Source organism: Sinorhizobium sp., assembly GCF_059070375.1.
This window is the reverse complement of record NZ_JCACWC010000003.1, coordinates 2,331,765-2,344,649: the sequence shown is the minus strand read 5'-3', so window position 1 is coordinate 2,344,649 and position 12,885 is coordinate 2,331,765. Positions and strand designations below refer to the sequence as shown.

At 62.9% G+C, this 12,885-nt stretch carries 11 protein-coding genes and 1 other RNA gene; 11 read left to right on the top strand and 1 reads right to left on the bottom strand.

What is annotated here, in order from left to right; all coding sequences use genetic code 11:
- Nucleotides 1-18: 18 nt before the first annotated feature.
- Entirely contained in the window at nucleotides 19-1,233 is a 1,215-nt protein-coding gene (locus AC5J09_RS23405; RefSeq protein ID WP_018095469.1) for a pyrophosphate--fructose-6-phosphate 1-phosphotransferase, read from the bottom strand.
- 343 nt (nucleotides 1,234-1,576) lie between these two features.
- Between AC5J09_RS23405 and AC5J09_RS23400 the strand changes: the two genes are divergently transcribed.
- The 11 genes from AC5J09_RS23400 to AC5J09_RS23350 all read left to right on the top strand — a co-directional run bounded on the left by AC5J09_RS23400 (nucleotide 1,577) and on the right by AC5J09_RS23350 (nucleotide 12,713).
- Nucleotides 1,577-2,284, top strand: a complete 708-nt coding sequence (locus AC5J09_RS23400) for a J domain-containing protein (protein ID WP_275597649.1) — start codon at nucleotides 1,577-1,579, stop codon at nucleotides 2,282-2,284.
- Nucleotides 2,281-3,045: an N-acetylmuramoyl-L-alanine amidase gene (locus AC5J09_RS23395; protein ID WP_275597650.1), complete on the top strand. Its 765-nt coding sequence runs from the start codon at nucleotides 2,281-2,283 to the stop codon at nucleotides 3,043-3,045. Before AC5J09_RS23400 ends, AC5J09_RS23395 begins: the two co-directional genes overlap by 4 nt.
- A 226-nt stretch (nucleotides 3,046-3,271) precedes the next feature.
- A complete protein-coding gene (locus AC5J09_RS23390; protein WP_100671704.1) occupies nucleotides 3,272-3,811 on the top strand; it encodes a lytic transglycosylase domain-containing protein in 540 nt (179 codons plus the stop codon).
- A 137-nt stretch (nucleotides 3,812-3,948) separates the two neighbouring features.
- Nucleotides 3,949-5,136 carry an NAD(P)/FAD-dependent oxidoreductase gene (locus tag AC5J09_RS23385; RefSeq protein ID WP_494298598.1) on the top strand — a complete coding sequence of 396 codons (1,188 nt, stop codon included), beginning with the start codon at nucleotides 3,949-3,951 and terminating at the stop codon, nucleotides 5,134-5,136.
- A gap of 71 nt (nucleotides 5,137-5,207) precedes the next feature.
- An RNA gene (rnpB, locus tag AC5J09_RS23380) (RNase P RNA component class A) lies at nucleotides 5,208-5,605 on the top strand.
- A gap of 416 nt (nucleotides 5,606-6,021) precedes the next feature.
- Nucleotides 6,022-6,462 carry a division/cell wall cluster transcriptional repressor MraZ gene (gene mraZ, locus AC5J09_RS23375; protein ID WP_018095464.1) on the top strand — a complete coding sequence of 147 codons (441 nt, stop codon included), beginning with the start codon at nucleotides 6,022-6,024 and terminating at the stop codon, nucleotides 6,460-6,462.
- A 14-nt stretch (nucleotides 6,463-6,476) separates the two neighbouring features.
- Nucleotides 6,477-7,502: a 16S rRNA (cytosine(1402)-N(4))-methyltransferase RsmH gene (gene rsmH / locus AC5J09_RS23370; RefSeq protein ID WP_100671701.1), complete on the top strand. Its 1,026-nt coding sequence runs from the start codon at nucleotides 6,477-6,479 to the stop codon at nucleotides 7,500-7,502.
- Between the two features lie 6 nt (nucleotides 7,503-7,508).
- On the top strand, nucleotides 7,509-7,904 hold the full coding sequence (gene ftsL / locus AC5J09_RS23365) for a cell division protein FtsL (RefSeq protein WP_100671700.1): 396 nt from the start codon (nucleotides 7,509-7,511) through the stop codon (nucleotides 7,902-7,904).
- Complete coding sequence (locus tag AC5J09_RS23360) at nucleotides 7,904-9,652, top strand: peptidoglycan D,D-transpeptidase FtsI family protein (RefSeq protein ID WP_018095461.1); 1,749 nt, start codon at nucleotides 7,904-7,906, stop codon at nucleotides 9,650-9,652. The genes ftsL and AC5J09_RS23360 overlap by 1 nt, the downstream gene beginning before the upstream one ends.
- Nucleotides 9,653-9,817: 165 nt before the next feature.
- Nucleotides 9,818-11,278: a UDP-N-acetylmuramoyl-L-alanyl-D-glutamate--2,6-diaminopimelate ligase gene (locus AC5J09_RS23355; protein WP_494298596.1), complete on the top strand. Its 1,461-nt coding sequence runs from the start codon at nucleotides 9,818-9,820 to the stop codon at nucleotides 11,276-11,278.
- 1 nt (nucleotide 11,279) lies between these two features.
- On the top strand, nucleotides 11,280-12,713 hold the full coding sequence (locus AC5J09_RS23350) for a UDP-N-acetylmuramoylalanyl-D-glutamyl-2,6-diaminopimelate--D-alanyl-D-alanine ligase (RefSeq protein ID WP_494298595.1): 1,434 nt from the start codon (nucleotides 11,280-11,282) through the stop codon (nucleotides 12,711-12,713).
- The last annotated feature ends 172 nt before the right edge of the window (nucleotides 12,714-12,885 follow it).

Genomic DNA, 12,885 nt, shown 5'->3' with positions numbered 1-12,885 from the left:
ACCGTTCCTCGTCCTTCATCAGTCGGCCACCTGCCATTTCTGACCGACGACATCCATGACCTCGCCGAACCATTTCGCGGACGTGTCGAAATGCTTTCCGCCCTTGATGCGCGGGAACTCGATCGTGCGCAGCCGCCCGCCCTGGTCCTCGTCGTGACCCGTCACGCCGGAGACCTTGTTGAGCGCGCTCTCGACCGCCAGATCGACCATGCTCTGGATGAGGCGCAGATCGTCGACGTTGGCGGGGGCGGAGCGGGCATAGTAGCCGGACTTCTGCACCATGGACCGCTCGGCGCCGAGGAGCGCCGCGAACTGCTTGGAGAACCAGTTGCCGACGTTGATCGTATCGATCTTCACGTGGCCGAACGCGTCGCGCTTGACCGTCTCGCCGGCGGCCTCCCGTTCGGCGACAATGGCATCGAGGCAGGCGCCTTCGCTCACGAACAGCGTGACGAACCCGGCGCGATCCATGACTTCGCGCAGGCGCTCGGCTTCCGCTTCCAGATCGAACGCCATCTCGGGAAGGTAGAGGCCGTCGATGTTCTTCAGCTGTGCGTTCATCATGAAGCCGTCGACATATTCCTTGTTGCCGGCCAGCTGGATATAGGCGCGCGCGGTTGCCGCGGTCAGCCAGCCGCAGTGGCGGCCCATGACTTCATGGACGACGAGGGTGCGCGGCGCAGCGCTCTGTTCGTTGCTGACATGGTCGAAGAAGCGTGCGCCGTATTCGGCCGCCGTCCAGGCGCCGAGTGTCTGGCGGATGGGCACCACGTCGTTGTCGACCGTCTTCGGCAGGCCCACGACCGTCAGATCGTAGCCGTTGGCCCCGAGATAGGCTGCGAGATCGGCCGCGGTGGTGTTGGTATCGTCGCCGCCGATCGTGTGCAGGATGCTGATGCCGTCGGAGGCGAGCCTCTCGGCCGCGACGCGCAGCGGATTCTCCCCTTCCTTGACGAGGCCGCGCTTCACGCAGTCGGCCGTGTTGGTGAGCTTCACGCGGCTGTTGCCGATCGGCGATCCGCCGTGGCGGTGGAGCACATGCGCCTTCTCGCGCATGGCCGGGGTGATTTCGATCCGGTCGGCGAGAAGCAGGCCCTGATAGCCGGAACGGTAGGCCACGAGCTCATAGTCCGGCGCGATGTCCGTGTAGCGTTCGATCAGGCCGCCGACAGCGGATGAGAGGCAGGGCGCGAGCCCGCCTGCCGTCAACATTGCGACTTTCTTCTTGGCCATGGGGTCCTCCTGGGGATTTCGGCATCAAGCGATCGCTCGTGAGATCAACCGCATTCTAAATCCTTGCCTTAGATCAAAGATAGCGGTGGTCTAACCCAAATCCGATGGAAATTAAATGACAGGGTTGTGGATCACGAGAAAGGGGAACCGGCCGCGCGGTTGCAGCGTTGCGCCTGAAGGTCGCACGGCGCCGTCCAGGAATTCGATTGAGATTTGTGGCGATATGAATTATTGAGGGGCCATCACAAATTCGTCATCCATGATGGTTGACGCGGCTCTGCCGCTTGCAAATCGCCACCGCATCAGATCATGCTCGCGTGGTGGACAGGGAACAATCGCACTCATGTCATTTTGGGACAGCCTCCTCAAAATCGTCACGACCACTGGTAACGCCCTTACGGGAGTGGTCGAGGCGGTCCGGACGCTCTTCGAAGGAGATCCGGAAACCCGGCGAAAGGTCGCCTTTTCGGTCGCCATGATCGCGCTTTCGGCGAAAATGGCGAAGGCCGACGGCATCGTGAACGAGGCCGAGGTAAGCGCCTTTCGCGACATCTTCAAGTTTCCCGCGGACCAGGCGAGGAACGTCGCCAGGCTTTACAATCTCGCCCGCCAGGACGTTGCCGGCTACGAGGCCTATGCGGAGAAAATGGCTTCGCTCTGCTCCTCTTGCGAGAGGAATTGCCCGATTCTCGAAGACATCGTCGACGGCCTGTTCCATATCGCGAAATCAGACGGGGCGGTGCACGAGAAGGAGCTTACGTTCCTGAGGCGTGTGGCTGAAATATTCAGGATGGACGACGAGCATTTCGGGTGCATCATGGCGCGCCACGTTCATGGCGACGACCGCGATCCCTACCAGGTTCTCGGCGTTTCGCCGAAGGATGACTTTTCCGCGATTCGCAAGCGCTATCGCGTTCTCGTTTCCGAGAACCACCCGGACATGCTCGTGGCGCGCGGCGTGCCGGAAGAGTTCCACGCGATCGCCAACGATCGCATGGCCGTGCTCAACGCGGCCTACGAGGCGATCGAAAGAGAGCGCCGCGCCGCATGACATCCGAGACCTGCGACTTCCCCGGCGCTCATCTCGTGCCCTCGCCCAACCATGGCGAGCGCGCCGGCGGGCGCAGGCCGGATATGATCATCCTTCATTACACCGGCATGGAGACGGCGGCGTCCGCGCTCGACTGGCTCTGTCGCGAGGAAAGCCAGGTCTCCTGTCATTATTTCGTAGACGAGGAGGGGCGAATCGCCCAGCTGGTGCCGGAAGAACGCAGGGCCTGGCACGCGGGCAAGGGCGTCTGGAAGGGCGAAACGGATATTAATTCGTGCTCCATCGGGATCGAGATTGCCAATGCCGGTCACCCGGGCGGCCTCCCGGACTTCCCTGAAGCGCAGATCGAGGCAGTCGCCGAATTGTGTCTGGACTGTGGCGAACGCTGGCAAATCACCCCGGAGAGGGTGCTTGCGCATAGCGATATCGCGCCGATTCGCAAGGTTGATCCTGGAGAAAATTTTCCTTGGGATGTGCTGTTTCGTCGCGGGGTCGGACACTGGGTTGAACCGGCCTCCGTGAGGGGCGGTCGCTTCTTCCAGCGCGGCGACCGGGGCCAGCCCGTGGAAGCACTCCAGTCCATGCTTTTGCTCTATGGTTACGGAGTTGAAATCACAGGGGATTTCTGCGCGAAGACCGAAGGGGTGGTCGCTGCGTTCCAGCGCCATTTCCGACAATCGCGAGTGGACGGCATCGCCGACGTTTCCACTATCGATACGCTGCACCGCCTGCTTTCGACATTGCCGATTTTGGCCGCCTGAAAAGCGATTTTTGTCCGCCCTAAATTAGCGTCTGATTGATTTTCGTGCACGATTTTCTCGTGCTGCCACATGTTTACCATGATGCGCCGGTCATTTCCGTTGCATCAACTGCAGGGGATGTGGCGCCGGGCGCGGCACTCTTGTCAATGAAAACGATCGGGAAATTCGATCGTCGCGGTGGGGTGCGCCGCGCGATCGGTTCCCCAGACCGGAGACTTCAAACTAAATGAGAATAGCGTCTGTTGCTGCGGTGGCGGCATGCCTTGGCATGTTCTTCGCCGGGATTGGTACGTCGTATGCAGGGGGCATCGACAAAACCGTCAAGACTTCTGCAATTCCGTCGGTAAGCAGAACGACGGGTTATCCGAAACCCGACCTGACTTTGCCGCGCGGATCCCAATATACGATCCTCATCCAGTCCTATGCCAAGCAATACGGCATTCCCGCCGACCTCGCTCACGCGATCGTCGAGGTCGAGAGCAACTTCAATGCCAAGGCTCGCGGAAGCGCCGGCGAAGTCGGCCTGATGCAGATCAAGCCGGCCACGGCCCGGATGATGGGCTATACCGGCTCGATCAAAGACCTCTACGAGCCTGAGACCAATATCAAATTCGGGATGAAGTACCTGGCGAAGGCGCAGGAGCTTTCGGACGGGACGACCTGCGGCACCATCCTCAAATACAATGCCGGCCACGCCGCGAAGCGAATGAACCCCGTTTCGAAGCGCTATTGCGGTAAAGTCAAGAACATCCTGGACTGGTTGTGATCTATCGCATGTGACGCTGTAAGACATACGCCGGGTGGGTATTGCGTTCCGGCATATTGTTGATTGTCCGAAGGAATTCGGTGCGAAAGCCTGAACGGCGTGCTATCTCGGTCGCGAAGCGAACATCGGGGAAGGGCATGTCGGAGAGCGTTGATTTCGTCATCATTGGCAAGGGGATGATGGGCGCCGCAGCGGCGCGTCACCTTGCGAGGGCGGGCGCCGGTGTCGCGCTTATCGGCCCCGATGAGCCGGAGGACTGGGCGAACCACGGCGGCGTTTTCGCCAGTCATTACGACAATGCCCGCATCACCCGTACGATCGACGACGACCCGGTCTGGGCGCGTCTGGCCCGGCGCTCGATCGATCGGTATCCGGAAATTGCACAGGAAAGCGGCGTCGAATTCTATTTTCCCGTCGGCTGCCTGATCGCGGCCCCAGCTCCCGGCGGCGCGTTCGATTATCTCGAGAATGTCGAGCGTGCCCGCGACAGGCTCGGCGTCGAGGCACCGCTGATCCTTGGCGACGACCTTGCCGGGCGGTTTCCCTGGTTCCGCTTCCCGCAAGGCTATGCCGGCGTTCACGAGGCAAGCGGCGCAGGCTACATAAATCCTCGCTCGCTCGTCCGGGCGCAAACGATCGCGGCCGAGAAATCGGGTGCACGGGTGATCCGCTCGGAGGTGATCTCGGTCGAAGACGGCCCGGATCACGTGGTGGTCGGCACGATCGACGGCCACCTGGTACGGGCCGGCCGCGTCCTGGTCGCTGCGGGCGGCTTCTCGCTTTCGCAGGCGCTTCTTCCGCGGCCGCTCGACCTTGCGGTAAAGGCGCGCACCGTGCTTTTTGCGGAGGTGGGCGCGGATGATCTTTCCTTCTATGAAGGCATGCCGTCGCTGATCGGCGTCGCGCCGGAGCAGGAGAGAAGCTATTACCTGTTGCCGCCGGTTGCCTATGCCGATGGCAAACACTACGTAAAGATCGGCGGCGATCCGACCGATCGGATCCTTGCGAGCGAGCGGGCGATCAGGGACTGGTTCCGAAGCGGTGCAAACGCGGAAGCGGCCGAACACATGCGCGGACTGCTCGCCGAGACGATCCCCGCCTTGAGACCCGTTTCGACGCATTATTCGCCCTGCGTCACGGCGTTCACGCGACACGGCTATCCTTATATCGGTTTCGTGAGCGACCGCATTGCCGTGCTCACAGGCGGCAATGGCCAGGCTGCCAAGAGCTCCGACGAGATCGGCAGGCTTGGCGCGTTGCTGATGACGGAAGGCCGGCTCGAGGCGGACGGGTACGAAACGGACTTCGCGGTCGCGTATCGCTAAGTAACCGCCGGACCGCGCGGCCGTGCCGATTTCTCTGGCGCTTGCCGTCCCGGTCGTTTAATGAGCCTCTGCCAGTTGGCCGGGCAGCCGCGCCTCGCAAGTGCCGAAAGGCCGCGGGGCGAGGAAAGTCCGGGCTCCACGGAAACACGGTGCCGGATAACGTCCGGCGGGGGCGACCCCAGGGAAAGTGCCACAGAAAGCAGACCGCTCCGCTTGCGGAGTAAGGGTGAAAGGGTGGGGTAAGAGCCCACCGCGGACATGGCGACATGGACGGCACGGCAAACCCCACCGGGAGCAAGACCGAATAGGGACGACACGGGCGCGCAAGCGCCCAGCCGGTTTCCAGGCGCGTCGTCCGGGTGGGTTGCACGAGGCTGCGCGCAAGCGCAGCCCCAGATGAATGGCTGCCACGTTTCGTCTCTCCGGAGGCGGAGCCATACAGAACCCGGCTTACAGGCCAACTGGCTTTTTTCTTTGCAGCTTTCGCCACTGCGGCAAAGCACGTCTCCTCAATTCCCTGACTCAGCGAATCACGCCTGCGAGGCTCGCCGCACCTCACGGACGCGGCTCGCTTTTGCGCGCGATTCCAAGGCATTAGGGTTTGGATCGTAACCCTTTGTTAAACTTAACAACCTATCAATATTTGATCATCCGCAAGGCTGGTTACGAGCTTCTCCCATTGACGCCCATATGGTCCCATGTTATCCCATAATGGTACTGCGCAAGGGCCATGCAATGGCCCTCCATCGCGAAATTCGAGGCTTCCGTCGGTGGGAAGATCAGGCGGGCACGCTCGTGCCCGGCGGGGGATCCATGCGCGGTGGTGCGAGTGTATGTGCGGGCCGATGATCGTGGTCCGTCAATCGGAGGCGGCCGTTTCGCGTCATGAACCGCTTCTTGTCACATGTTACGAACCGGATCGATGCCAAGGGGCGGGTCTCTGTCCCGTCGGCCTTCCGCGCCGTGCTTTTGGAGGCAGGCGTGCGGGAGTTATACTGTTTTCAGGACTTCGTCTTTCCGGCGATCAGCGTCGGCGGGCCGGAGCTTCTGGACCGGTTCGAGAAGCAGATGGCCGCCGAGGATCCGTTTTCGGATGCGGCCAACGAGATGTCGCTCCTTGTTCATGGGGGCGGGGTCTATGTGAAGCTCGACCCGGAGGGCCGGCTGATGGTGACGGATTTCATCCGCGACTTCACCGGCATCTCGAACGACGTGACCTTCGTCGGGCGGGGCGATCATTTTCAGCTCTGGGATCCGCAGGCGTTTGCGAGGGCGCAGGCGGAGGCCAGAGAAGGGCGCAAGCAACGGGGGCTGCGTTCACAATAGAATGGAGAGGCGGGATGGTGACGGATCAAGGCGGCGGAACTTCTGATGCCGACGGCGGACCGGTTCGTCACATTCCCGTCCTCCTGAAGGAAGTTCTCGCGGCTCTGGATCCCGCTCCCGGCAAGATCGTTCTCGACGGCACTTTCGGCGCCGGGGGCTACGCATCCGCCATTCTCGATGCCGGTGCCGACGTCATCGCGCTCGACCGCGATCCGACGGCGATCGCCGCGGGGCAATCCATGATGCACGCGAGCGGCGGGCGGCTGAAGCTCGTTCATTCCCGTTTTTCCGATCTGGCCGAGCATGCGCCGGCACAGGGGCTCGACGGCGTCGTGCTCGATATCGGCGTCTCTTCCATGCAGATCGACGAGGCGGAGCGCGGCTTCTCCTTTCAGAAGAAGGGGCCGCTCGACATGCGCATGTCGGCCGCCGGCGTCTCCGCCGCCGATGTCGTCAATCGCGCGAAGGTGTCGGACCTCATCCGCATCTTCGGCTTCCTCGGAGAGGAAAAGCAGGCGGGGCGGATTGCGCGCGCCATCGAAAAGCGCCGCGCCGAGACGCCGTTCGAGACCACCCGCGACCTCGCAAATCTCATCGAGACGGTTACGCCGCGCAAAGCCAAGGACAAAATTCACCCCGCAACGCGCGTTTTCCAGGCGCTGCGCATCTTCGTCAATGACGAGCTGGGCGAGCTCGCCCATGCCCTGTTTGCGGCCGAACGGGCTCTGAAACCTGGCGGCCGGCTCGTCGTCGTTACCTTTCATTCGCTCGAGGATCGAATTGTAAAAACGTTCTTCCAGGATCGGTCCGGCAAGGCGGGCGGCTCCCGCCATCTGCCGCTGGTGACGGCGCGCGCCGCAACCTTCACGCCAGTCGGCAAGCCTATGGTTGCGGCAAGCGAGGAGGAGGCGTCCCGCAATCCTCGTGCCCGGTCCGCGAAGCTGAGAGCGGGTGTCCGCACCGAGGCTCCGTCGCCGGGCGCCGATCTTTCGATTTTCAATCTGCCGGAACTGGCGAGCCTTGCAAGGCTGGGGGGCTAGAAGACGATGCTCAGAACGCTCGATATTGTCCTGATCGTCATCATGACGGCGGCCGCGACGGTCACCTACACGATCAAGCATAAGGCCGAGAACAAGCTCGAAGAGGTGCGCAGGCTCGACGCAGCGATAAAGCTCGAAGAGGACACGATCGATCTGCTCAAGGCCGACTGGGCGCTTCTGACCCAGCCGAACCGGCTGGAGAGGCTGGTGACCGTCTTTGCAGCCGATCTGCAACTCGCGCCGACCCCCTCGACGCAGCTGGCGCGGCCGGAGGAGCTGCCGATGCTGAGGGCTGATCTGCCTCCTTCGGAAGAGGATAAGAAGGCCAAGGACCAGGCGGCCGACAATATCGCCGCTGTCATCGAGGCCGATAATATTGCAACAGGTTCGGTGGCGCGCTGATGTCGTTTCTCTCTCGTATCATGGTGCTGAAGAGCAAGGCGCATTTTTCGGCGGGCGGCAATAACCGCCCCGCCGACAGCGGGCTCAACGTCACTTTCGAAGGAACGCGCAAGAAGAGCGCAAGCCGGGCGAAAAGCCGGGTCGCGATCATCATCGCCAGTTTCGGCCTCGTTTACGCGGCGATCGGAGGACGCCTCGTCCAATATGGTCTCGCGCAACCGGAAACGGTCTCCTCGATCGGCCGCGCCGATAGTCTCATGGCCTCGCGGCCGGACATTCTCGACCGCAACGGCGAGGTTCTCGCAACCGATATCCGTACCGTCTCGCTCTATGCGGAGCCGCACAAGATCGTCGATGCCGACGAGGCGGTGGAGCGATTGGCGACGGTGCTTCCCGATCTCAACGCGCGCGAAATCTACAACAAGCTCAAGTCGAATTCGCGCTTTCAATGGTTGCGCCGGCAACTGACGCCGAAGCAGCAGAGCGAAATCCTCGCGCTCGGCATTCCCGGCATCGGCTTCCGCCCGGAGAAACGGCGCTTCTATCCGGGAGGGCCGACTGCCGCCCACATCCTCGGTCACGTCAACATCGACAACCGCGGCGTCGCCGGTATGGAGCGTTACATAGACGAGCAGGGTCTCGCCGATCTTGCGGCGATCGGAATGACCAGCGATGCCAAGCTCGAACCTGTCAGGCTTTCGATCGACGTGCGCGTGCAGAATATCGTGCGCGACGTCATCGACGCAGGCATGAAGAACTACCAGGCGATTGCCGCCGGTGCCGTCGTCCTCGACGTCCATACCGGCGAAGTGCTGGCCATGGCCTCCGTGCCGGATTACGACCCGAACAGGCCTGCGGAAGGCGCCGAAGAGGGCTGGATGAACCGCATGTCGAACGGCACGTTCGAGATGGGCTCCACCTTCAAGACCTTCACCATCGCCATGGGTCTCGATTCCGGCAAGGTGACGCTCAACGACAGTTTCGATGCGACCGCGCCGATCCGCATCGGCGGATTCACGATCAAGGACTTCCACGGCAAGCGCCGCGTACTGACGGTGCCGGAAATCTTCCAGTATTCCTCGAATATCGGCACCGCCAAGATCGCCGACCTGATCGGCATTCCGGGCCACAAGGAGTTCCTCACACGGATAGGCCTGCTGACGAGGCTTCCGACCGAACTGCCGGAAGTAAAGGCGCCAAGCCAGCCGCGCGAGTGGAAGAAGATCAACTCGATCACGATCTCCTTCGGCCACGGCGTTTCGACGACGCCGCTGCAGACGGCGGTCGCAGGTGCCGCGCTGGTCAATGGCGGCAAACTCATCCCGCCGACCTTCCTGCCGCGCAGCGAGGAAAAAGCGAGCGAACTCGCAAGCGCAGTGGTCAAGAAGAGCACCAGTGAAGACATGCGCTATCTGCTTCGCTGGAACGGCATCGCGGGTTCGGGCAAGCGGGCGCTCGTTCCGGGTTTCAATGTCGGCGGCAAGACCGGCACGGCCGACAAGGTCGTCAACGGCCGCTATGCCAGCGACCTGAACTTCAATGCCTTCCTTGCGGCGTTTCCGATCGACGATCCCAAATACATGGTGCTGACCTTCATCGACGCGCCCAAGACCGGCGAAGGCGGGGGCCGCACGGCCGGTTCGAATGCCGCCCCGATGGTGCGCGACATCATCAGCCGCTCCGCTCCGCTGCTCGGCGTGGAGCCGAAATTCGGACAAGACGGTTCTGCCTTGCTTGTGTCTTATTGACCGTGAAATGAAAGGCGGAGGATTCGCAATTCCGCTGCATGGCTCCGTGAACCGGAGTCGATTCAAGGACCATACCATGCTGCATTCAAAGTGTTACGGCGACCTTTGCGCGTCTGAAAAGACGCACGGCGCTGTTGGTTCATATCGATGTGAGACGTGCAGTTCATGAAGATCACGGATCTGGCGGGATCGAATTTCCCGGAACTTTCGGCGCAGCTGAAGGGCGACGCCGCAACCATCGAGATCGGCGGCATCACGGCCGATAGCCGGCAGGTCAAGTCCGGCGACCTCTTCGTCGCCGTTGCCGGATCGAAGGCGGACGGGGCTGCTTACATAGCGGATGCGCTGTCTCGCGGAGCCTCGGCGGTCGTCGCCGGAAAAGGCGCCCAGGCGGAAGCGGGTGCGCCCGTCTTTGCGATCTCCGAACCGCGAAGGTTCCTGGCAAAGGCGGCATCCAGCTTCTACGAGCGCCAGCCGGAGACGATGGTGGCGGTCACGGGCACGGCGGGAAAGACGTCCGTTGCCTCCTTCACCCGGCAGATCTGGGCGCATAGCGGCTTCTCGGCGGCGATGATCGGCACCACGGGAGTGGTGGCGCCCGGCCGCACCGAATACGGCTCGCTGACGACCCCCGACCCGGTATCCCTGCATAAGCTGCTTGCCGAACTTGCCGATGAGGGCGTGACCCATGCGGCAATGGAGGCTTCGAGCCACGGCCTGGACCAGTGCCGGCTGGACGGGGTCAACCTCGCGGCCGCCGCCTTTACCAATCTCGGCCGCGATCACATGGATTACCATCCGACGGTCGAACACTACATGGCCTCCAAGATGCGCCTCTTCGGGGCGCTCCTGCCGAAAGGTTCGCCGGCGGTGATCTTCGCGGACGACCAATGGTCCGCCGAGGCGATCGCTGCCGCTCGCAAGGCCGGCCACGATGTGCGCACCGTCGGGCGCAACGGTGATTTCATCGCGCTGAAGCGTGTCGAGCATTTCCGCCACAAGCAGTCGGCGGAGGTGCATGTCGGCGACGACATCTACGAAATTCACGTGCCGCTCGCCGGTGATTTCCAGATCGCCAACGCGCTCGTTGCCGCGGGGCTCGCAATGTCCACGGGGATCACTGCAAAGGCGGCATTCTCGGCGCTGGAGAGGCTGCAGGGCGCTTCGGGGCGGCTGGAGCTCGTCGGACAGACGAAGGACGGCGCACTCGCCTATGTGGACTACGCCCACAAGCCGGACGCACTCGCAAACGTGCTGGAGTCCGTGCGTCCCTTTACCACCGGCCGGGTCGTGGTGGTTTTCGGATGCGGCGGCGACCGGGACAAGGGCAAGCGCCCGATCATGGGAGAGATTGCCAGCCGCCTCGCCGATGTCGTGATCGTTACCGACGACAATCCGCGCTCGGAAGTACCGGAAGTGATCCGTGCCGAGATCATGGCTGCGGCCAAGGGGGCTACGGAAATCGGCGATCGCGCCGAGGCGATCCGTGCAGCCGTCGGAATGCTGAAGACCGGCGATACGCTGATCGTTGCCGGAAAAGGGCATGAAGAGGGGCAGACGGTCGGTTCCGTGACGCTGCCTTTTTCCGACCACGCGGAGGTCCGCAAGGCACTGGGAGGTCTTTGATTTGAACTGGCTCTGGACAAGCAGCGATCTTCTGGCCGCCATGAACGGCCGCCCGGTCGGGAACCTGCCCGAAGGGATCACCGGCATTTCGATCGACAGCCGCACGATCGGCGATGGCGAGGCCTTTTTCGCGATCAGAGGCGATCGCGTCGACGGCCACGACTATGCCGGGATCGCGCTTGCAAACGGAGCCGCGCTCCTGGTCGTCAGCGAAGCGAAACTCCCGGCGCTGGGGCGCCTGACCGCCCCGATGATCGTCGTCGACGACGTGCTGGAGGCGATGATCCGGCTCGGTTGCGCCGCCCGCGACCGCAGCGCGGCGAAAATCATCGCCGTCACGGGATCGGTGGGCAAGACCACCACGAAGGAGATGCTGAGGCACGTGCTGTCGCCCCTCGGTCGGGTCCACGCCTCCGTGGCGTCCTTCAACAATCACTGGGGCGTGCCGCTGACGCTTGCGCGCATGCCGGAGACGACCGATTTCGGGGTCTTCGAGATCGGAATGAACCATGCGGGCGAAATTCTGCCGCTGACACGGATGGTCCGCCCGCATGTCGCGGTCGTGACCAGCATTGCCGCCGCCCATCTGGGCAATTTCACGAGCCTGGACGAGATTGCGGCCGCCAAGGCCGAGATCTTCGAAGGCGTGGTCAATGGCGGCCATGCGGTCATCAATCGCGACAGCGCGCAATACGAGCTCCTCGAAAGGGCGGCTGCGGCGGCGGGTGTCAGCCATGTCCATTCCTTCGGCGCAAATCCGAGATCGGAGTTCCGTCTGGCCGAGTTTGCCGGGGGAGCGGAAAGCTCGGTGCTCTGGGCCGCCGTCGGAGGCAGAACGCTTGAGGTAGCGATCGGGGCACCCGGGCGCCATATTGCCGAGAACGCCTTGGCGGCGATCGCCGCGGCGACGCTGGCAGGCGCGGATACCGATCGCGTCGCCGCGTCGTTTGCGACGATGCAGCCGGAAAAGGGCCGGGGGCTGCGGCATCACCTCAGGATCGGCACCGGGCACCTCACCGTGATCGACGAAAGCTACAACGCCAATCCCGCCTCGATGCGGGCGGCGATCTCGCTTCTGCGCGATGCAGAGCCGTCACCCGGCGGGCGACGCATTGCCGTTCTCGGCGACATGCTGGAAATGGGCGAGCATTCGGCGGCGGTTCATGCGGCGCTTGCGAGACCCATTGTCGAGGCGGGTATTGCCGATGTCTGGCTGGCCGGACCAGAGATGGCCCATCTGCGCGACGCCCTGCCGCCGGAGGTATCCGTCGTCCATCGGGACCGGGTGGATGATCTCACGGGCTACGCGCTCGGAGCTGTCGCGGCCGGCGACGTCGTGATGGTCAAGTCTTCGAAGGGCACCGGTTGCGCAAAGATCGTCCAGGCGCTTCTCGATGCCTATCCGCAGGAGACGGCCGGAGCAGGGGAAGTATAGGGACGTTGCCATCGCTGCATGTTTCCTCGAACCCGGAACCGGTCTGCGGAAGAACATGCGGCTACCGAAAGCGTTGCGGCGGCTCTTGTACGCCCGAAAGGGTGCGCGGCGCCGCAGTGCTGGTGGATACGGCCTTCGGCCAGGGGAAATGGCCTAACATAGTCGAACGCAA

What these genes read in the sequence shown, in the direction of transcription:
- mraZ (WP_018095464.1), top strand. Translation starts at nt 6,022, where the DNA reads ATGAACCGCTTCTTGTCACATGTTACGAACCGGATCGATGCCAAGGGG.
- AC5J09_RS23405 (WP_018095469.1), bottom strand. Translation starts at nt 1,233, where the DNA reads ATGGCCAAGAAGAAAGTCGCAATGTTGACGGCAGGCGGGCTCGCGCCC.
- ftsL (WP_100671700.1), top strand. Translation starts at nt 7,509, where the DNA reads ATGCTCAGAACGCTCGATATTGTCCTGATCGTCATCATGACGGCGGCC.
- AC5J09_RS23385 (WP_494298598.1), top strand. Translation starts at nt 3,949, where the DNA reads ATGTCGGAGAGCGTTGATTTCGTCATCATTGGCAAGGGGATGATGGGC.
- AC5J09_RS23360 (WP_018095461.1), top strand. Translation starts at nt 7,904, where the DNA reads ATGTCGTTTCTCTCTCGTATCATGGTGCTGAAGAGCAAGGCGCATTTT.
- AC5J09_RS23390 (WP_100671704.1), top strand. Translation starts at nt 3,272, where the DNA reads ATGAGAATAGCGTCTGTTGCTGCGGTGGCGGCATGCCTTGGCATGTTC.
- AC5J09_RS23355 (WP_494298596.1), top strand. Translation starts at nt 9,818, where the DNA reads ATGAAGATCACGGATCTGGCGGGATCGAATTTCCCGGAACTTTCGGCG.
- AC5J09_RS23395 (WP_275597650.1), top strand. Translation starts at nt 2,281, where the DNA reads ATGACATCCGAGACCTGCGACTTCCCCGGCGCTCATCTCGTGCCCTCG.
- AC5J09_RS23400 (WP_275597649.1), top strand. Translation starts at nt 1,577, where the DNA reads ATGTCATTTTGGGACAGCCTCCTCAAAATCGTCACGACCACTGGTAAC.
- rsmH (WP_100671701.1), top strand. Translation starts at nt 6,477, where the DNA reads ATGGTGACGGATCAAGGCGGCGGAACTTCTGATGCCGACGGCGGACCG.